The organism is Nostoc sp. CCY 9925 (assembly GCF_963920935.1).
Lineage (GTDB): Bacteria > Cyanobacteriota > Cyanobacteriia > Cyanobacteriales > Nostocaceae > Nostoc.
The window spans coordinates 21,664-42,876 of the sequence record NZ_CAWUDO010000049.1; the positions used below are offsets into that span (position 1 = coordinate 21,664).

Below are 21,213 nucleotides of genomic sequence, written 5' to 3' on the forward strand. Positions count from 1 at the left end.
GGTTTAAGACCCCTACATCTACATGTAGCATCCATTTCAGTCGGGGTTTAAATCCCCCGGAGTTGCTCCTCTTGGGGAGACCCCAAGACCGCACTCCTCTTCGTCTGAAATGTCTTTAATGCGTGAATTTTGAATTGTTAAGTTTCTGGCTGACTTGACCTACTAGGCAAAGCTCTATGTCCAGATTCGGAAGTTCCATTTGGAGAATCTGGAGGGTTTGAGCCTCCGCGTCGCCGCCGAGAAAATATAGCCTCAGCTAAAGTCTTAACCAAAATATAGAGAATTGGCACTAAGAACAAACTCAAGAATGTGGAAAGCAGCAGTCCCCCAAATAGTGCTGTCCCCAAAGACCAGCGGCTACTTGCTCCAGCTCCTTCAGAAATCACCAAAGGCAAAAATCCTAACAGCGCTGCAAAGGAAGTCATTAAAATCGGTCGCAAACGTTCTTCCCCGGCTTTCACAGCCGCCCGCGTGTAGCTCATGCCCTGCTCGTGCAACTGATTGGCAAATTCTACGACTAAAATCGCGTTTTTCGCGGCTAGACCAATCAAAGTCACCAGACCTACCTGGCAATAAATATCATCTACTACTTTGGGGAATAGGCTACCTGCCATGAAAATATTTGATCGCAGCCAAATCGCTGTCATTGCTCCCAAAACTGCCAGGGGAACTGTCAGCAAAATAATAATTGGGTCAATGTAACTTTCATACTGAGCCGCCAGCACCAAAAAGACAATAGCGATCGCTAAAGCAAAAATCAGTCCGGTGGCTCCTCCAGATGTCTTCTCTTGCAGATAAGTCCCTGTCCATTCATAACCAAATCCTTGGGGTAAGACCTGTGCTGCTACTTCTTCCATCGCTTTAATCGCCTCTCCAGAACTTGCACCAGGAGCAGGAGCGCCTTGAACTTTGATTGACCGATACAAGTTATAGTGAGAAATTGTCTTTGGCCCCACAAAGGGAGTAACTTTCACCAAACTGCTCAAGGGAACCATCGCCCCAGTTGTTGAGCGGACATACAACTTGCCAATATCATCAGGATTTGAACGGTAAACTCCATCTGCTTGGACATATACTCGGTACTGGCGCTGTCCCTGGACAAAGTTATTCACATATTGCGATCCCAAGTAAGATTGCAATGCGCCAAAGATATCATTAATCTCAACATTCAGAGCTTTGGCTTGATTGCGATTTACCTGGATTTCAAATTGCGGAGTGTCTGCGGTGAACTGGGTGAAGACTCGTTGGAGAACCGGTTTTTTATTTGCTGCGGCAATGAACTTTTGAGTGGTATCAACCAGACTTTCAATCGGCGCACTACCCGTGCGGTCTTGAATAATAAACTCAAAACCACCTGTAGTACTTAATCCTCTGACTGGAGGAGCATTCACAGCGATCGCTCTAGCTTCGGTAATTGCAGACAGCTTTTTGTTCAGTCTTTGAAGTATGCCATAAACAGACTGAGATTGTTCAGTTCTTTCTTTCCAAGGTTTCAGATTATTAAACGCAATACCTAAATTAGAAGCATTGCCATCGAAACCAAAGCCACTAATCATGAAGCTAGCTCTCACTTCCGGAAGCGTCGTAATTTCCTTGACAACGCGCTCCATCACGGATTCTGTGTATTTCAAAGAAACTCCGTCAGGTCCCTGGACAACTACAAAAAAGTAGCCCTGGTCTTCCTCTGGAATAAATCCGGTAGGCACTGTTTTATACATGAAAACCGTTGCCAGTAAACCAGCGATGAAAACTCCAATCACAACCGCCTTGATATGGGTCAGGAAGCTCACAAACCTGACGTATCGGCGCGTGAACCAGCTAAATCCTCGATTAAACAGCGTAAAAAACCAGCCCAAAGGGCCGCGTGGAGTCTGAGCTGGGCGCATGAGGATCGCTGCCATACTCGGAGAGAAGGTTAAAGCATTAAAAGTTGAAATAGCGATCGAGCAAGCAATGGTTAACGCAAATTGTTTGTAGACAATCCCAGTGGTGCCGGGAATGAATGCAACCGGAATGAATACCGCCATCAATACAAGTGAAGTGGCGATGATTGCCCCTGTCAACTCTTTCATGGCTTCCACAGCAGCCTGAAACGGCTTCATGCCCTGCTCCAGTTTGACTGCAACGGCTTCCACCACAATAATTGCATCATCGACGACAATACCGATCGCCAGAACGAAACCAAATAAGGTGAGTGTATTAATTTGAAATCCTAAAACCAAAAGAGCCGCACATGTCCCAATCAAAGAGACGGGGATCGCAACAGTGGGAATGATTGTGGTGCGCCAGTCTTGCAAAAAAACAAAAATTACTAGCACCACCAGCACAATCGCCTCAACCAGCGTGTGTAGCACCTCTTCTAGGGAAATTTCCACAAATGGAGTAGTATCAAATGCTAACTCTGCTTTAAGTCCTGGTGGAAAATTCTTTTCTAGAATTGCAATTTGGTCTTCAACAGCATGGGCAACTTGCAAAGCATTACTGCCTGGAAGTTGATATATACCTAAACCCACAGCAGGCTTGGGAGCATCTCCTGGGAGGGTGAATTTGGCATCAGCAAGATAGCTCTCTGCTCCTAATTCAACTCGACCGACATCTTTGACTTTAACTAGGGTGTTAGTAGTGCCACCTTGACCCACCTTCAACACCATCTCCTCAAATTCAGCCGCATCCTTGAATCGACTGCTTGCCTTTAAAGCAAATTCAAAGCTTTGATTATCTGGTGCTGGTTCCTTACCAATTGCCCCTGCACCCACCTGAATATTTTGTTCTTGCAGGGCAGTTGTCACATCTTGAGGAGTTAGTTGATGTTGAGCAAGCTTGTTGGGATCGAGCCAAAGACGCATGGCATATTTGCGTTCTCCAAAAATCCTGGAGCTTCCAACACCAGGAATTCGTTTGATTTGATCGAGAATGAATAAGTCAACATAGTTACTAATAAAAATGTTGTCATATTCATTATTGTCTGAGTAAAATCCATAGACGAGAAGCAGACTACTCGATGCTGTTTCAACAGTAACGCCCGTTCGTTGAACAGTATCCGGCAATTGAGGTTCAGAGAGAGCTTCTTTATTTTGTACGTTTACTTGAGCAATATCGCTATTGACATTGGTTGGGAAGGAAACAACTATATTGCTCGAACCATCATTACCTGTATTAGAAGAGATGTAAGATACATTTTTAACGCCATTAATTTGTCGCTCAATAATATTAGTAACAGTGCTTTCTGTTGTTTGAGCATCCGCACCAATATTGTTAGAACTAACGGTAATTTGCACCGGAGCGAGATCTGGCAGCTGAGAAATGGGCAGGATAGGAATACAAATGCTTCCCAGCAGCAAAATAATGAATGTACAGACGGTCGTCAGAACTGGACGCCTGATGAAAGTATTGACAAACATAGGCTAGGGATTGGGGAGTAGGGACTGGGGAGTGGGGACTGGGGAGTGGGGAGTAGGGACTGGGGAGTGGGGAGTAGACGAGAAATTGCAGGGTATCTTTCCCCAGACCTTTGTACTTAAAGCCTCTTGTACCCAATCCCCAGTCGCCAGTCCCCACTTCCCAATCCCTGACTTATTAAAAGTTTTTATCGCAAACTGCGTCAAAAGTCCAAGATATATTGCTATAACCAAAAGGAATAGATAAAAACTACCAAACAGCATGGATGCAAACTTACGGTTGCTTCGTTACTTTGTTGCGGTGGCTGAAGAGTTGAACTTCACCCGTGCTGCTGAGCAGTTATACATCTCACAACCAGCATTATCTAAGCAAATTCGCCAACTAGAGCGGGAATTGGGCATTGAACTACTGCGCCGTAATAGTCGAGAAGTGAAGCTGACTGCTGCTGGTGAAGCACTCTTGCCTTTAGCTCAAGGGCTAATTCAGGATTGGCAGTTTACCTTGTTAACGCTACGAGAAGTAGCAGCAAGGGAAACGCAGACATTACGTGTTGGTTTTATTTGCAGGATTGGCAGCGAATTCACGAAATCTATCCTTTCACGGTTTCAAACCCTACAACCAGGATGGAAGGTAGCGATTCGTTTCTTTGAGTTTTCAGATCCTACAGCTGGACTACTCTCTGGCAATACTGATGTTGCCCTATTACGGTTACCAGTTCCCAAACAAGAAAAACTATTCACGAAAATCTTATGGGTTGAGCCAAGATGGGTTGCTTTATCATCTGAGCATCCACTAGCGCAGCACGAAGTTTTGCAGATAGCTGATTTGGTTAATGAACCGTTTATTACAGTACCTGCTGAAGCAGGAATATGGCGAGATCACTGGCTAGCAAAGAATGAACGTGACGGCCATCCAATCGTCTTTGGCACGGAAGTAAACAATACTAATGAAGCTATGGAAGCGGTGATTAATGGTCAAGGAATAGCGCTAGTCTCCGAAACTACCACACAAGTTTACGCGCTGTCCGGACAAACTTTCCGTCCAGTTCAGGATGTCAGCCCCAGTATGTTAGCTGTGGCCTGGCGACGAGATTCTTCAAACAGCGTAGTTGAAGACTTTGTGCAAGCTTGTCTTGATGTGAGTCAGCCCAGTAGGTGACTAGAAGAGGACTTGCTTTTTGAATTTGTATGTGATAACTTCTGTTTTTAGCAAACTACACTTATTCGACCAAATTACCGTATTTTAAAAGTACTACCACAGCTCAATTGCAAAAATCTTTGCAACAAATGAATCGGCTGTAGGGGCGTACAGCTGTACATTGGTGTCAACTTAAGTTCAAACACGCAATTTTACCTCGTTTTAGATCCCCCAACCCCCTTAAAAAGGGGGCACAAGATTCTAGCTCTCCCCTTTTTAAGGCAGGGCTGTTTCATTCCCTAAATAGCCTGAAAAATCAAGGGTTATAGCAATTAAAGATTGATTATTTTGTTACCAACGTGCCGATAAAATGAACAATTTTACTGTTGTTTAAGTGCTTAAAAGTTCATCTGGTCGTCACTCTCACTTACAATTTTTCTCGCTGACCATCTTGACAAATTGTGTTTGAAATGAAATGAAACAGCCCTGCATTTTTAAGGGGGGTTAGGGGGGATCGAAAATCTAGGTGGTACATCGACAAATGTTCAAATGCTTATCAGGCTAGGCTTTCACGTTAAGTTGACACTTATGACAGCTGTACGCCCCTACTCATATATCTGTCCCATTCTAATTTCAAATTGGTATAACTTTATCTGTCAGGAATTTAATACATGACCAAAGTTTTCATTCTCGATGCTAACCAACAACCGTTATACCCAGTACGTATTAGCCGTGCAAGGTTGCTATTATCACAAGGTAAAGCTACTGTATTCCAGCGATATCCCTTTACTATCATTCTCAAGGAGTCGCTTTCTCATTTAAAACTTGAGCAACTTGGGTTCAAAATTCACCCTGATGTCAAACGCCAAAGATAAAAAACTTAGCGATTAGTTGGCACAATAAAACGAAAGTATTTAAATAAAGATTAACTAAGCAACGAGGAATATTCAACCGACTTACTTAGATTAATGAGGAATATAAATGAACAATGATATTAATTTAGATCCATTGCCAGAAGACCAATGGTTTATTGAAAGCCAAGAACTGCGATCGCTTGTAGCAAAACTCCGTGAAATTACTGCCAGCACTGCTGACAATCATATACAAACTCTCGCTAAATTAGAACCCTATTTTCAAGAATTACTTGCCCAACAGCAATGGTTACCTGAAAAGTTTACCCAAGTCAACCCCGAAAGCAAAATGGGTGGTGGTATCGGTCAATGGCTACTTTATCGAGCTAAAGACCGTTCTTTGTCTGTTTTTAGCTTGGTGATTCCCCCAGGTTCAACCACTCCCGTCCATGACCATTTAGCTTGGGGATTGATTGGTTTATACAAAGGTAATCAACAAGAAACAGTCTATCGGCGTGTAGATAACGGCAATGCCGAAGGACACGCACAATTACAAATAACTGAAGTGCGTAGGCGTAGCCAGCCGCAGGCATCGCTTCAACCAGGGGATATTTACCGCCTCTGACCTCCAGATGGTGATATCCACGCCGTCAAAACCACATCCGAGAGCGAATTTGTATCTATCCATCTTCTCGGCAATGATACTGGTTGCATCTGGCGTCACCAGTTCATTCCAGAATCTCATAGTGTCAAATCTTTTCGCTCCGGATATTCTAATGCTCCCTGCAAAGAGGAAGAGGAACAAGAACATGCCCAAGTACGATAGACCACAACCCCCTGTATTCGAGCGAGTTGAAGATGAACGCCTGCACCGCAAGCAACGTCTAGCCGCTGCCTTTCGCCTGTTTGGTCGCTTTGGTTTCAGTGAAGGCATCGCAGGGCATATTACAGCCCGCGATCCAGAGTTTACAGACCATTTCTGGGTCAATCCATTGGGAGTATACTTCGGTCATATCCGAGTTTCTGACCTGATTTTGGTTAATAAAGAAGGTGAGGTGGTTAAAGGGGATGCTCAAGTAAATCAGGCTGCCTTCGCCATCCATTCTCAAATTCATGAGGCTCGACCTGACGTAGTTGCAGCTGCACACGCCCATTCAATTTATGGCAAAGCGTGGTCGAGTTTGGGTCGTCTGCTTGACCCCTTGACTCAAGATTCTTGTGCTTTTTACGAAGACCATGCAATGTTTGAAGATTATACAGGTGTCGTATTAGATACATCTGAAGGTAAGCGACTTGCGTCAGCTTTGGCGGGAAGTAAAGCCATAATTCTGCGTAACCACGGTATTTTAACTGTGGGACATACGGTAGATGAAGCTGCTTTTTGGTACATTAGCTTAGAGCAATCGTGCCAAGCACAACTCCTGGCACAAGCCGCAGGTAGACCCAATATTATCAAACACGAAACGGCCCGTTTAACACATAGTCAAGTGGGAGCGCCTAAAAGTGGGTGGTTCAGCTTCCAGCCTCTTTACGACAGAATTGTCCGCGAAGAACCTGATTTGCTGGATTAGGCATTGGGCATGGGGCATTGGGCATTGGTTATTTCCCCTGTCTGCCCCCAGTCTGGTGGGGAGCAACGCGATTTTGTGAGAATTCTGTGTTCAAGGCAGGAGGCAGGAGGCAGAAGGCAGGAGGTGTATAATGATGTAATTTCTCCCAACTTCCTACTTCAAACTTCTTGCGCCATGAGTTACAGAGAACAATTTATTTGGCAGCGTGGTGTCAAGCTTGCCATTAACTGCTATCGACTTACCGAAAAATTTCCGAAATCTGAACTTTACGGATTAACTAGCCAGATTAGACGCTCGGCAGTTTCCGTGCCATCAAATATAGCTGAAGGTTATGGAAGACGGACGCAGAACGAATATATCCAATTTCTACACATTGCTTTAGGTTCGCTTCGAGAACTTGATACTCAGTTGATTATTTCCAAGGAAGTCGGATTAGCATCGCCTGAACTATTTACTCCTGTTTTGCAACAAGTCGATAGGTTTCAAGGAATTTTAGTGTCAAGCATTCAAAAGATTAAGTCTTAAAACCCTTCTGTCTCCTGCCTCCTGCCTCCTGCCCTCTGCCTCCTGCCTCACAAAATCGCATTGCTCCCGTCTGGTGTTATGTCATGTCCGGCTAATCAGATATCTGCAATTAACCTCGCTTTTCTCAAGAAAAATTGCAGTACTGTTTCTTCACGGGAAATAATATCAACTCTACCTTCCATTCCCAATTGAATCTGACACAGATTTTCGCCTTTACCTAAAACCAGACTTTCCGGCTCAATAGTCACCTGATAAAAAGCACCTGGGACAGCCGCTTTCGGAGTGGTATTGCCATGAGGAGAAGATCCATTTGTGCTACTTGTTGGGGGAGTCATGGCATCTGGAGAAATCGCCTCAACCTTACCATTGAGAGTACCGTAATCCGGGTAGGGACAAGCACTAACCCGCATTTGAACTTGTTGACCAATTTTGAGCTTACTTTTATCTTCAGATGCAATTGCTGCCTTGACAATCTGCTTTGCATGACTGGGGACAATCTGCAAGACTTCTTCGCCAGGATGCACACTTTGACCGGGGTTACGCAAGTTGATCTGAGAAATGATACCATCAGCAGTAGCAGTAATAGTGGTGTGATTAAGTTCAATTTCCACTTGCTTGAGTTCGCTAGTATCGCGCTCTAACTGTTTTTCTACTTCAATCCGTTGCTTGATAATTCCTTGCAGTTCTTTGTCTAAAGCTGCTTTATTACTTTCACCTGCGGCTTTTTCTTGGGCTATCCGCTCAGTAGCAATTTCTACTTCTGCATGACTGGGATTTAAGGCGGCTTTCGCACGTTGCTTTTTAGCGATCGCTGCATATACAGTTTGTTGTAATCGCTCAATTGTTTGCTTTTGCGCCTCCACAACTGTTTTTTGTGCTGCTACAGCTTGTTGTTGCTGTTTTACAGCTAACCGCGCTTCCTCTAATTTATCCCTAGACAAGGCTCCTGCTTGCGCTACACTCTCATATCGGTTTTGCTTTGACTTAGCTGCATTCCAAGCAGCCTCAGTAGAATGCAGATTTGCTTGTGCTGTTTTTAACTGTGTTATGCCAACCTGCAATTCTTGTTGAGCAATTTGCACATAAGCTTGAGCTTCTTGGAATTCAGCCACAGTAGTAATTTTTTTATCCTGATATTGGCGCAGGCGATCGCTTAATTCAACCTCAGTAGCAGTGATAATCCGGTTAACTTTAGCAGTTTCGGCGCGGATTTGACTGTTCAAAGTGTGAATTTGAGCGTTGATTTGCCCTAGCTGCAACTTAGCTTGCTGAATATTACTTTGCAGTTGGCTTTTTTTAGTTTGTAAGCGGGAGTCGTCAATAATGGCGATCGCATCTCCGGTTTTGACAACTTGATTTTCTTTGACATAAATCTGCATAACTTGGCCTTCAGTTGCGGCCTGCACAATTCGCAATTCCCCAGATGGACGGACAACTGCTTGTCCTTTGACTGTCACCTTATATTTGGTGACTGTGGCGACAGGAATCGCTAGTCCCAAAACGCAGAGAACAAAGAGTCCACCAAAGGTAATGCAACGACTAATCGGTGGGAGAAATTGATCTGTTTGAATTGGTTGTAAAAAATCTGTGTTTTCAACCATAATTATACCGCTTAAAAATTCCCATATAGGTGAACAAATCAACGCCAATTCATTTTCAAAACCACATCATCCAAAAAGTCTAAATGCTCGCCATTAATTTGTCGCAAATCTTCTGCTGTTCCTTGAATTTTTAACCGCCCTTTTTCTAAAAAAATAATCCAATCTGCACGTTGAATCAACCTAGTACGGTGACTAATGAAAATAGTAGTTTTCCCCTGACGATGGTCTAAAAGCATATCTAGTATTTGTGCTTCGCTTACTGGGTCGAGTGCGCTGGTAGATTCATCTAAAATCAGGATGGGTGGGTCAGTAACTATGGCTCTAGCTATAGCTAATCGTTGTTTTTGTCCACCAGAAAGATTAGCTCCAAATTCTCCTAAGACAGTTTGATATTTATCAGGTAATTCGCTGATAAATTCATCAGCACCAGTAATTTGACAGGCTCTAATAATGTCAGCAAAACTAATGTGAGGATAACTAAATTGGAAATTATCCAGAATCGAACGACTCCAAAAATGAGCTTCTTGTGGTATTAAAACCACCTGTTGGCGCAAACATTCTAAAGATATATCTTGCTGATTATAAAAAGCATAGCGAATATTTCCTGATTGAATTGTATATAAACCAGTAATCAACTTTGCTAGGGTACTTTTACCACAGCCAGATTTACCAATTAGAGCAATTGCTTGACCACCAGGAATAGTTACGGAAAAATCTTGCAATAAATCAACTCTCCCTGTATGGTGAAAATTAATTTCATTGCAAGTAATATCTGTATTTCCAGGAATTTCTACCCACTGCTTTCTCACATCATTTTCATCTTCTGGAGTAGCATCAATAACTTCTGTCAGACGTTGAATAACTATTTGGGAAGTGATAAACTCATCTACTAAGCCAATGACAGAACTCAAAAAGCCGAGAAAATTGCTACTCATGCCGTTATAGGCAATTAATTGTCCGATGGTTAAAGTGCGATTAATTACTAAATAGCTACCAATCCAGAGAATACCAATATTAATAAATGTCGAAAGAATACTTGTAACTGTACTGCTGTAAAGTCCTAGCTGCATGGTACTCCAGCCCAAGTTAGCCAGACGACCAAAATTTCCTTGATATTCTTCCCAGGCTTGGGGTGTAGCTTGGGTAGTTTTTAAGACTTGTACTCCTCGAAATGTTTCTACTAAAAAACCTTGGTTTTCTGTACCAGAAACAATCATATTGCGGGTTTTCTGTCGCAGTGCTGGTAAAAAAAGCAAGTTAACAGCCGTAACTATGATAAATGCAACTATAGAAGCTAGAGTTAACTCCCAAGTGTAAAAAAGCATAAAGCCCAAGGAGACTAGAGCAATAAAAAATTGACTGGGTAATCCGAGGACAATTTGGGAAACTAAGTTATTGATAGCGTGAACATCAGCAATGCGGCTTACCACCTCCCCACTGCGTCGTGCTTCAAAATAAGATAGGGGTAAATGTAAGAGTTTGCGCCCGTATTCTAGAATTAGTCCTAATTGCAATCTTTGACTGAAATGACTGATCAGGTGCGATTGTACTAAACTAATGGCGCTTCTAATTAAATTCAGGGTGATTACGCCAATAGCGACGGTGGTTAATAATTGGGTATCTCCCCGCACTAAGACATCATCGGTAAGTAGTTGCATCATGAAGGGTGATGTCAGGGAAAGCAGCCCAATAGCGATATTCATGGCGATCGCTTGGGCTAAAATAAACCGATAGGGATAAACCCGTTGCAGGTAACCGCTAAAACCGCCAATTTTATCTGATTCTTGTTGATAAAAGCGGCTTTCATCAGGAAGGAGTAGCAGCATCACCCCATTACTCCAACCTTTAATTAACTCCTCGTGAGTCAGGTAACGGATACCAACACCAGGGTCGGCAATTACATATTTTTTCCCTTTCTGCCCGTATAATACCACCCAGTGGTAGCCTTTCCAGTGAATAATGGCAGGTAAAGGAGCTCGATCTAATTGGTTGATGAGTTGAGGAGTGGCTTTAACTTGCCGACTATGGAATCCCAGGGCTTCTGCACCCCGCCTTAATCCCAATAGAGTAGTTCCTCTCGCCCCAGTACCAACAGCTTCGCGCACGCGGTTAAGGGTAAATGTGCGTCCGTAGTGTTGGGAAATCGTGGCTAAAGTGGCTGCACCACAATCTTCTTCACTGTGTTGAAGGACAATTTTGTATTTCATTTTCCAGGGCGATTTTTGGGGCGAAAAGTACAGTGAAAGAAATTGACTATATTGAATGAAGATTTACGCAGAAAAATTAGGATTTACGAATTAGACTTATTCTTTGAAAACAGAAAGAGACTGTATTTAGATCGAATTAGAGCCTTTATCTGAAATTAGAGCCTTTACCTAGAATACTTATTTGATCTCCATTTAAAGTAAACCTGTAACTTCCCTCATTCTTTAATCCTTTCAGTTCTGGACGGTATGGATCGCCTACTATCGAATCGTAAAGTACATACTCAGTATCATAAGAGCTTTCTTCCCCAGGTTGTAAAACTACCGTTTTCGGGTCAGAATCAGGGCTAAGAATGGAAAAACTTATTGACCTATCTGTATCATTTCTCAAGCTTAATCCTCCAGCAAATACTGAAGCTTCACCATCGGTTAATTCATGAAATAATTGGCTATTGAAAGCGTTTAAAGAAACGTCGTACTCTTTATTCATTCCTAACATGGTATTACTCCAAAAATAATTAAGAGATATCTGAACTGTATTGGGTTAGCGTAACGCAGCAAAATCTTCTTCTTCAGTAGAAAAATTATTCATTGAAGTGGCCAAAAGGACTTCATGACTTGCTCGTTATCTAATCAATACTGGAATATGAAGACTTCTGACTCCTATTCTTAACTAGAAATTTGATTAGGAGTATACCGGATAGAGATCAATATCATAGGGATTACTAGTGTCGTAGTTGTTTTGAAATTCATATATTTGCCCATCAGACAAATTGTATGATTTATCCAGCCTTAAATAATCTCGACCGTCAATGTCAAATTCAATTATTCCGTTGTAAGGGGTAGTATAAATCCATGCTTCACCTGGTTGAATTGTGAATAAAGTACCATCCAAATTATGAGTAATGTTATATTGTGTGTTGTTTCTGATCGTAAATCTCTCAGAGCCACCAGAAATTATTTCCGCAGCTTGTTCGTCAATTTCTTCAACCCAACCAAAACTTTGTAAGATGCTTTGGTTGTTTAACTGGGCTGTTTCCACTGTCATAGCCATGTGATTTTCTCCTAAAAGTTGGTGTTTAGAAAATACGCTCAATATTTCTAAACGCCGATAGGTTAGGCGTTGCTGATAAATAATATCTAAATCTCACCTATACGGCGTTTACCCTTAATGTCATAAAAGACTAGTAGTTCCCAGACAGCAGTCTTTCTTGCAGAGTAGACATAAAGGTAAAAACAAAAGTTATCTCTATTCATAATAATAGGAGTTAACTTTTTAGCGTCAGGATTTATTTCGAGAGGAGGATGATTAACTCGCTTATTCTTACTATATGAGGAAAAAGATATTTGTAAATACGAATTATACAAATTTTATTTTTTCTTTTGCTTTTCACAGAATCTGAAAAACCTCTCTATAAACATCTTTCCTACCCTTTCTTGCAGGGTAGAGAAGAGAAGACGCTTTGAAATCTCCCTTGCTATGGTAAGAGTTTAGATAATACCAAAAGTTAGATTAGCTTAGAGGCTATTTATAAAGTAAAAATAAAATTCTTGTAGGGTGTATTAAGTGTGTATTTGGAGATTATTTGTCACAAAAAATATGAGATTAGCGCCTAACACACCCTACTTAAGATTTACTTTATAAATGGTCTCTAGCTGGAGGAGTCAAGTAAAGTTAGGTATTGAAACAACCGTGTATCATGGGTTTTGCTTTGTTTGCATTACAAGACTTTACAACATGTTCCATTTTGCAGCTATCCCAGATGAACCCCTCATAAACCTCTGACTCTTCCCACTACCCAATCCCCTATGCCCAATGACTATACTACGGTAACACTATAGGTATATAGTATTAATATAGTTCAGAGGGATGATTTTAATGGTTAACCAAATCTTTCGCCGCTTAATCGCCAAGTGGATGTCTTTGATAAAAATCAGGAATTCATTTAACAACCAAAATAAATTATTCTTTTCTTTACCAATAGTCGGGGCTTTTGTTACCAGTCTTTGTTTGAGCTTGTTATTTGCTGCCTGTTCATCGACATCGAGTGTTAATTCTCCTAATCCTAGTGCTACATCTGTGGCGAACTCTGCTTCTAGCAAAGCAACATTAGTGCGATTTGGGTATCAAAAATCGAATATTTTGTTGAAAAATAAGGGTGTTTTAGAGAAGCGTTTGTCACCAGATGGGATATCTGTAGAATGGATTGAATTTCCTGCGGGCCCACAAATGCTAGAAGCTATGAATGTGGGTAGTATTGACTTTGGACATGTCGGAGAATCACCACCGATATTTGCCCAAGCAGCAGGAGCATCATTAACTTATATAGCTGGTATTGCTTCTAGTCCTGCGGGTTCAGCAATTCTTGTTCCCCAGAATTCTGCAATTCAAAAAGTGAGTGATTTGAAAGGCAAAAAAATTGCTTTTCAAAAAGGTTCTAGCGCCCACTTATTATTAGTTCAAGCTTTAGAAAAAGCTGGAGTGAAATATAGTGAAATTGAGCCTAAATATTTGCCACCAGCTGATGCGCGTGCTGCATTTGTTAAAGGTAGTGTAGACGCTTGGGTGATTTGGGACCCGTTCTATGCAGCGGCTCAAGAAGCAACTAAAGCCAAAGTCTTGATTGATGGTACAGGAATTAATAAACAGGGAGGATATTATTTAACAACCCGTAAATTTGTAACTGAAAATTCCCAAATTGTCAAGGCAGTATTAGAGGAAATTCAACAGCTAGAAGAATGGGCTAAAACCCATCGAGAAGAAGTAGCGCAAACTCTCTCATCAGTATTAGGAATTGACATAGAAAGCATGAGAAAAGCTACTAATAGGCGGACGTTTGGAATTGTAGCAATTAATGATGAACTGATAAATTTACAACAACAAGTAGCTGATACATATTATCAGTTAAAGTTGATTCCCAAAAAGGTGAATGTCAGAGATGGAGTTTTAAGCAAAGAACAATACGCTGCATTTTCATCCAAAATCTAATCAAGAATTTTGACTCCTGAATTCTTCTTGATAAAACAACTGAAAATTTTGAATCGGGAAATGAATTATGACCAATCCTACAGAACTATTGCGATCGCGCTACGGTGAAATTCCTTTCAATCCCGAAATTGAATGGAATGACTCTCTGACATCACTACTATCTCACCGTTCAATTCGTGCTTATTTATCCGATCCTTTACCACCCGGAACTCTGGAGTTGCTGGTTGCAGCCGCCCAATCTGCATCTACTTCCTCAAATTTGCAAACCTGGAGTGTGGTAGCAGTCGAAAGCCAAGAACGCAAAGATGAGTTATCGAAGCTGGCGGGAAATCAAGCGCACATCCGCCAAGCGCCTTTATTCTTGGTGTGGTTAGCAGATTTAGCACGTCTGGCTTACGTTGCTGACAGCCGTGGTATATCCCATGATGGTTTGGAATATTTGGAAATGTTTGTCATGGCAACAGTTGATGCCACGTTGGCAGCCCAAAATGCCACAGTAGCAGCTGAGTCTCTGGGTTTGGGAACAGTATATATCGGTGGAATCCGCAACCGTCCAGAAGAAGTAGCAGCAACCTTGAATTTGCCTGCTTCTGTGTATGCTGTGTTTGGGTTGTGTGTAGGCTATCCAGATCCAGAAGTGAATGCTGCAATTAAGCCACGGTTACCACAATCAGCTGTGCTACACCGGGAGACTTATAAATTGGCAGAACAAGATGAAGCGATCGCTCATTACAATAACATCATCAAAGAGTTCTATACTGAACAAAAGATGAATGTTGCTGGTGATTGGTCAGAACACTCAGCTGGGCGGATTGCAACCGTTGAGTCATTGAGAGGACGCGATCGCTTGCGGCAAGTTCTCAATAACCTGGGCTTCAAGTTACTGTAAACAAAAAATATCAAAATTATGGATTTGCAACTCCGTGGCAAAGTCGCCTTAGTAACAGCTGCTAGTAAAGGTTTGGGCAAAGCTACAGCAAGGCAATTTGCCCGTGAGGGTGCAAAAGTCGCCATTTGTGCCCGCAGTGAGTCAGTTGACAAAGCTGCTGCGGAAATTACCAGCGAAACAGGTACCCAAGTGCTATCTCTGCGTGCAGATGTTACCAGTCAACAAGATATTGAACGGGTGATTAATGCCACAGTAGAGAAGTTTGGCGGTTTGGATATTCTCGTTACCAACGCTGGAGGCCCACCTGCTGGCACTTTTGATGATATCGATTTAGCTACTTGGGAAACTTCCCTTAACTTGACTTTGTTAAGTGCAGTCCGTTTAGTAAAGTACGCTTTACCTCACTTGCGCCAATCTACTGCGCCTGCAATTTTAACAATCACCTCAACGTCAACCAAACAACCAGTCCAAAATCTGGTATTGTCTAATTCCATTCGATTAGCGGTAATTGGTTTAACTAAAACTCTCAGCCAAGAATTGGGTAGTGATCAAATTCGCGTCAACAGTATTTTACCAGGGTGGACATATACAGAACGAGTTGAAGAATTAATCAACGCCCAAATTACTAAAAGTGGCGAAACCAAAGAAGCAGAAATCGCCAACATTAATGCGAAAGTTCCTTTAGGTCGCATGGGGACACCAGAAGAGTTTGCCAATGTTGCAGTATTTTTGAGTTCACCAGCAGCCTCGTTTGTGAATGGAGTCATGTTGCAAGTAGATGGCGGAATTATTCAAGGAACATTTTGAGGTGTTGTCAAAACATTGAATCATTCCTTGGCGATCGCCATCATCAATGGCAATTTCTGTAAACTTACCTGTTGTATAATCTGAAATCACACTGCGCCAAAATTTTTGAGCAACTGTATTTGTGGTAATTTGATAAATTTCCCACCTGCCACAAAATCGGTCGAAGACTTGAGAGGCAACCAATCTACCAATTCCTTGCTGCCTATATTTTCGTAAAATAAAAAACTCTGCAATAGAATATTGACTGTCTGCAATGTATGTGAATTGATTGACTAAAACAAATCCAGCCAGCTTTTTGCGTACTCGCACAATGAACGGATAGCGATCGCCTTCAATCCAGTAATAATCTAGATAAGGGTATCCAAAGTAACCATGTTCATTGAGGTCTTGATCTTCAAACTCTGAAAAGTCATACTGATAAAGCTCCATCATCCTTTGGATGAGCGGTTTGTCATCGATTGAAGCAGATAACACCTGTAGATACATAATCAATCGAGCAAAAACAATATTTCTTAATCTTATGCAAAACTAGCCACACAAGGGTCTACAAACTTCTCTTGCTGTCAGTATATGATATCAAACACTCTATCTGCGATAATAAGCGCAGTAGCTCAATAATACTATTGCCTTCTTCTACCAACTCTAATGTAAACTTCCACTAAACGATCGTTCCTTCTTCCTTGGCGTGCTTGGCGTCCTTGGCGATTAGTTTAAATCAGTGAACATCGAACAGTTATCAGTTATAGCAGAAGGCAGAAGGCAGGAGGCAGGAGGCAGGAGGCAGGAGGCAGGAGGTAAAAGTATTACTATTCCTAGCTTCCATGCTTTCAAAATGTCCTAACCTGTGTGACTACGGCTATATTAAGGTGAAAACAAAATTTTGTCTGATATCTTGGCATCAATTGACACTTATATATAACTGTACATTCATCTATATTTGACCCAATTGGAAACAGCGATCTTACAATCAAATCAAATATTCATAACAGTAATTGTTTCACTAAAATAAGCTATTTTTATAAATTTATTCAGACAAAATATCAACTCATATTGTATTTTTGATTAAAACTGTGTATATTAAATTTCACTCAGAAACATCCGAAAGAATCTCCATGCACAACCATCAATTATTTAATGCTAACATCGAGAGCGATCGCGTTCTATTAACTCCCAATGAAATTAAATCAAGATTGCCATTAACTCAATTAGCTGAACAAACAGTTTTAAGGTATAGAGAGGAAATAGAAGAGATTTTAGATTTTCGCGATCGCCGAAAATTCATAGTAGTTGGGCCGTGTTCAATTCACGATCCTGAAACTGCGATCGAATATTCCCAAAGATTGAAAGAATTAGCCGAAAAAGTTCAAGATAAACTGCTATTAATTATGCGAGTTTACTTTGAAAAACCCAGAACAACCGTCGGCTGGAAAGGATTAATTAACGACCCAGAAATGGATGATTCTTTTCATGTAGAAAATGGTTTATTAATTGCACGCGAGCTATTATTAAAAATTACAGAATTGGGTTTACCTGCTGGTACAGAAGCGTTAGATCCAATTATCCCTCAATATATTAGCGAACTGATTACATGGTCTGCGATCGGCGCACGCACAACTGAATCACAAACTCATCGGGAAATGGCAAGCGGACTTTCCATGCCTGTGGGTTTTAAAAACGGTACTGACGGCAATATTCAAGTAGCTTTGAATGCCCTACAATCAGCTAGAAACCCTCATAATTTCTTGGGCATCAATCAAAACGGACAAGTCAGCGTCTTTCAAACCAAAGGTAATGCCTACGGTCACGTCATTTTAAGAGGTGGTAATCAGCCAAACTTTGATGCAGCAAGCGTCAGCCTGGTAGAAAAGAAATTAAAAGACGCAGATTTAGCACCAAGGATTGTCATTGATTGTAGCCACGGGAATACAAATAAAGACTACAAATTACAACCAGCCGTCTTGGAAAATATTATTGAGCAAATATTGGACGGCAATACATCAATAGTTGGTATGATGTTGGAATCGAATATCTATGAAGGTAATCAACCAATTACTGGGAAAAAAGAAGAATTAAAATATGGTGTTTCTGTAACTGACAAATGTATTAATTGGGAAGAAACAGAGAAAATTATTTTGGCTGCTTACGAAAAACTGAAGTAACTTGTTTGGGAGACTAGAATATTAATTCAGGATTCCAAAATTGTCTTATTGAGGCAGAAAAAGAGATGGGAAGATCGGGAAGAAAATATTTCCTCATCCTCCTATCTCTTTTATACACCTCCTAATCCAATAGTTTCTAATTTTTTCTGCTCGTATTAAACAACGACAAAATTGTTGTTAGTTAATGCCAACCCAGCAGATAGTTGTGCAAATTGTACCTTGGTAAACTCACCCGCACTACCATCCTGGTCGAAGAACAATGCACCTGTGGTAGAGTTATAAATAAACCTTTGAGTGGTAGTGGTTGCAGATGTACCGATTCTAAATTGATTAGCTTTGAGTACACCTGTTGATAAGCCACCACCAAAAAAAGCCGATAACTGAATTACTTCATTCGTGGCGTTGAAATCATAAATGCGATCGCTATTTTCATAGATATTATCGAAAACAAAAGTATCAATGCCAGCTCCTCCAATTAGGCTATCATTACCGCCCTCACCTGTAAGGGTATCGTTGCCATTGTTACCCACAATGAGGTCATTGTACTCTGTACCTCGGATATTTAATTGTTCGATATTCTTGTAGCTAACCGATTCCGCACCTGCCTTAATTGAGCCACTGTTATTATTGGCATTGAATGTCGTTGTGATTCCTCCGGTAGCATATATGTAATCGACCGACAATAAATCGTTACCCTGACCACCATCTATTGTATCTTTGCCCTGATAGCCTGGGTTGAGTGTATCGTTGCCATTGCTCCCCACAATCAAGTCATTGTAATTTGTACCTTTGATATCTAATCGTTCGATATTCTTGTAGTTAAAGTGATAGGTGTCTGCCGTAATAGCTCCAATATTAGTAGTGGCATTGAAATTCGAGGTGATTCCTTCGCTAAAACTCCTGTAATCACCTGACAACAAATCGTTATCCTTGCCTCCATCTATCGTTTGAGTCACTAAATAAGAGGGGGCAGTATATGAGGCTGTTACATAGAAGGAATCATTACCATCCCCACCAGAGAGCAAGTTATTACCTGTTGAATCTTTAATATCAAAGTAATCGTTACCAGCGCCTCCGTTGAGGGTGTTATTTCCTGAGGCTGGTTCGTAACCTCTGTAGCTAAAGCCAGACGCACTCAGAGTATCATTGCCATCTCCACCATTGAGGAGGTTATCGCCTCTTGAATTGTCAACATTCAGCTTATCGTCACCATTGCCACCGTTAAGGGTGTTATTGCTATCGCTTCCGTAGTCATCATTAGAACCTTGGGCTGATAGAATATCATTGCCATCGCCCCCATCCAGCAGATTATCTCCTGCCGAATAACTAACATTCAAGTAATCGTTGCCAGCACCACCAATGAGTGTATTATTGCCAGACACGCCCTTATAGAGAATAAATGGTTCGCCAGGGTATCCAGGAAAGTCGCCGTAGCTGTAGTCAGATGCAGAAAGAGTGTCATTGCCATTACCCCCAGAGAGCAGATTATTACCTGTTGAATAGTCAACATTTAAATAATCGCTACCATTGCCACCATTAAGAGTGTTTTTGCCAGAAGAGCCAGGGATATATACGGTGGAACCATTGAAGTCGCCAGAGGCGAAGAGAGAATCATTACCATCGCCACCATTGAGTAAGTTATTGCCTGTTGAATATTTAACATTCAAGTAATCGCTATCAGCACCACCGTTGAGGGTGTTATTGCCAGCACCACCAATGAGAGTATCGTTGCCTGCACCACCCCGCAGCAAGTCGTCGCCACTCTTACCATCTATTTTGTCATTACCTCCCTGACCATTTACTACATCATTCGAGTTGTCTAAAGCGGTAATGTTGTTAGCAAGGTCATTGAGGAAGGTTACAGTATTCTTGATGCCGATGCTTGTTTCTGTAGAGTTGGCATCTAAGACATTAAAACTGTCAACAATGCTTGTTTGTCCATCAAAGATAATATTACCGATCGCTGGCGTACTACCGGAAGCTTTCAAGTTCTCCAAATCTTCTAGTTTGAAATTATTCAAGATGATTTTTGTACCAGCCACCCCTTCAAAGGTGATTTCCAAATTTGTACCATTTTGGGTGAGCAACAAATTTCGTGCTGTTAACCCAGCGCCAACAAATTTGATGGTATCAACTTCGGCAATAACTGGTGCTGTTGGGTTTGTGCCTTTACCTACTCCACCAAAATCAGTAATCGTATCAATGCCGTCACCTAAGTTGTAAACAAATCTATCCTTGCCACCGCCACCAGTTAGGATGTCGTTGGCTTTGTTCCCTGTAATCGCATCATTGCCAAGTTTACCGTTAATCGTGTCGGCGCTGGTGGTGCCCAGTAGAGTATTGTTACCGTTGGTTCCAATGATATTTGCCATAACTTTCTCCTAGTTGAATTGATTGTTCGAGTAATTTAAGTTCTCGGTTGTGAGTGCTGTTTTGGCGTACAAAAATCTCTCGAAAGTTGATGCTTTCGATATACTTGATGTCACCCTTGAGGGCTAACAATTTTTTGGTAAGTTTTACATCTTCATGGTTTGCAGGCAGCACTGAGGAAAATATTTCAGCTATCTAAGTCTTAGGCACTGTACAAATTTATGAATGTGTGGATTTGAGTAAATCTCATTTCAGGCTTTTTGCAATCATCTTTATAAGCAATACTTCAAGCTTAACCCGAACTAAAATATTGCTCAAAAAATATCGAACAATCAAGCTTGAATTTAAAAAAGCCACCTCATTTATGATTTGTCAATGCGTAAGTCTTACTAGCCTCAAAATAGGGCAACAGATATTTATGCCTTTGCTATCAGTTGTTAAGCCTGAGCATCTAGCTGAAAAATAGGAAAGAAATTGTAAAGCGTAAACAAACGAACAGAACGTTCAAATTTTCTGCTCATCATTAATATACAGAATATTTTCTGAGTGATTGATTTTTGAACAAATATCTTTACATATTTGAAATATTATTATTGAATGATAATTATCTAACGAAACAATTTTTTATAGACTCATAATAATTTTTTTGCTAATTCTTTACATGATATATAACACAGATGCTTTCATGAAGTAATCAGAAAACAATAGCTA

Annotated in this window: 17 protein-coding genes; 9 read left to right on the forward strand and 8 right to left on the reverse strand. The window is 41.2% G+C overall.

The window, feature by feature from the left end:
• Positions 1–137: 137 nt before the first annotated feature.
• Positions 138–3,401 (reverse strand): efflux RND transporter permease subunit, encoded by a 3,264-nt coding sequence (locus ACM0OY_RS22725; RefSeq protein ID WP_414571102.1) that lies wholly within the window; start codon positions 3,399–3,401, stop codon positions 138–140.
• 259 nt (positions 3,402–3,660) lie between these two features.
• Here ACM0OY_RS22725 and ACM0OY_RS22730 point away from each other — a divergent pair, with 259 nt between their 5' ends.
• The 5 genes from ACM0OY_RS22730 (at position 3,661) to ACM0OY_RS22750 (ending at position 7,483) form a co-directional block, all read left to right on the forward strand.
• The gene (locus ACM0OY_RS22730; RefSeq protein ID WP_414571103.1) at positions 3,661–4,557 is read left to right on the forward strand and encodes a LysR family transcriptional regulator; all 897 of its coding nucleotides are present in this window, start codon (positions 3,661–3,663) and stop codon (positions 4,555–4,557) included.
• A gap of 650 nt (positions 4,558–5,207) precedes the next feature.
• A complete protein-coding gene (locus tag ACM0OY_RS22735) occupies positions 5,208–5,411 on the forward strand; it encodes an RRXRR domain-containing protein (protein WP_414571104.1) in 204 nt (67 codons plus the stop codon).
• A gap of 106 nt (positions 5,412–5,517) precedes the next feature.
• Complete coding sequence (locus tag ACM0OY_RS22740) at positions 5,518–6,012, forward strand: hypothetical protein (protein ID WP_414571105.1); 495 nt, start codon at positions 5,518–5,520, stop codon at positions 6,010–6,012.
• 184 nt (positions 6,013–6,196) lie between these two features.
• Positions 6,197–6,958: a class II aldolase/adducin family protein gene (locus ACM0OY_RS22745; protein WP_414571106.1), complete on the forward strand. Its 762-nt coding sequence runs from the start codon at positions 6,197–6,199 to the stop codon at positions 6,956–6,958.
• 174 nt (positions 6,959–7,132) lie between these two features.
• A complete protein-coding gene (locus tag ACM0OY_RS22750; RefSeq protein WP_414571107.1) occupies positions 7,133–7,483 on the forward strand; it encodes a four helix bundle protein in 351 nt (116 codons plus the stop codon).
• Positions 7,484–7,578: 95 nt separating this feature from the next.
• Here the strand turns inward: ACM0OY_RS22750 and ACM0OY_RS22755 are convergent, their stop codons facing one another.
• The 4 genes from ACM0OY_RS22755 to ACM0OY_RS22770 form a co-directional block, all read right to left on the reverse strand.
• Positions 7,579–9,084: an HlyD family secretion protein gene (locus ACM0OY_RS22755; RefSeq protein WP_414571108.1), complete on the reverse strand. Its 1,506-nt coding sequence runs from the start codon at positions 9,082–9,084 to the stop codon at positions 7,579–7,581.
• 38 nt (positions 9,085–9,122) lie between these two features.
• The gene (locus tag ACM0OY_RS22760; RefSeq protein ID WP_414571109.1) at positions 9,123–11,291 is read right to left on the reverse strand and encodes a peptidase domain-containing ABC transporter; all 2,169 of its coding nucleotides are present in this window, start codon (positions 11,289–11,291) and stop codon (positions 9,123–9,125) included.
• Between the two features lie 145 nt (positions 11,292–11,436).
• Complete coding sequence (locus tag ACM0OY_RS22765) at positions 11,437–11,787, reverse strand: hypothetical protein (protein ID WP_414571110.1); 351 nt, start codon at positions 11,785–11,787, stop codon at positions 11,437–11,439.
• A gap of 186 nt (positions 11,788–11,973) precedes the next feature.
• Positions 11,974–12,342, reverse strand: a complete 369-nt coding sequence (locus ACM0OY_RS22770; RefSeq protein ID WP_414571111.1) for a hypothetical protein — start codon at positions 12,340–12,342, stop codon at positions 11,974–11,976.
• An 825-nt stretch (positions 12,343–13,167) separates the two neighbouring features.
• Here ACM0OY_RS22770 and ACM0OY_RS22775 point away from each other — a divergent pair.
• The 3 genes from ACM0OY_RS22775 (at position 13,168) to ACM0OY_RS22785 (ending at position 15,973) form a co-directional block, all read left to right on the forward strand.
• On the forward strand, positions 13,168–14,277 hold the full coding sequence (locus ACM0OY_RS22775) for a sulfonate ABC transporter substrate-binding protein (protein ID WP_414571112.1): 1,110 nt from the start codon (positions 13,168–13,170) through the stop codon (positions 14,275–14,277).
• Between the two features lie 67 nt (positions 14,278–14,344).
• Entirely contained in the window at positions 14,345–15,166 is an 822-nt protein-coding gene (locus tag ACM0OY_RS22780) for an NADPH-dependent oxidoreductase (protein WP_414571113.1), read from the forward strand.
• 18 nt (positions 15,167–15,184) lie between these two features.
• On the forward strand, positions 15,185–15,973 hold the full coding sequence (locus ACM0OY_RS22785) for an SDR family oxidoreductase (protein ID WP_414571114.1): 789 nt from the start codon (positions 15,185–15,187) through the stop codon (positions 15,971–15,973).
• Here ACM0OY_RS22785 and ACM0OY_RS22790 read toward each other — a convergent pair.
• Complete coding sequence (locus ACM0OY_RS22790; protein WP_414571115.1) at positions 15,902–16,459, reverse strand: GNAT family N-acetyltransferase; 558 nt, start codon at positions 16,457–16,459, stop codon at positions 15,902–15,904. The two genes, ACM0OY_RS22785 and ACM0OY_RS22790, sit on opposite strands and share 72 nt — an antisense overlap.
• Positions 16,460–17,085: 626 nt before the next feature.
• Between ACM0OY_RS22790 and ACM0OY_RS22795 the strand changes: the two genes are divergently transcribed.
• Positions 17,086–18,132, forward strand: a complete 1,047-nt coding sequence (locus ACM0OY_RS22795) for a 3-deoxy-7-phosphoheptulonate synthase (RefSeq protein ID WP_414571116.1) — start codon at positions 17,086–17,088, stop codon at positions 18,130–18,132.
• Positions 18,133–18,287: 155 nt separating this feature from the next.
• Here ACM0OY_RS22795 and ACM0OY_RS22800 read toward each other — a convergent pair whose 3' ends face one another.
• On the reverse strand, positions 18,288–20,504 hold the full coding sequence (locus ACM0OY_RS22800; protein WP_414571117.1) for a beta strand repeat-containing protein: 2,217 nt from the start codon (positions 20,502–20,504) through the stop codon (positions 18,288–18,290).
• Entirely contained in the window at positions 20,476–20,676 is a 201-nt protein-coding gene (locus ACM0OY_RS22805) for a hypothetical protein (RefSeq protein WP_414571118.1), read from the reverse strand. The genes ACM0OY_RS22800 and ACM0OY_RS22805 overlap by 29 nt, the downstream gene beginning before the upstream one ends.
• Positions 20,677–21,213: the final 537 nt, after the last annotated feature.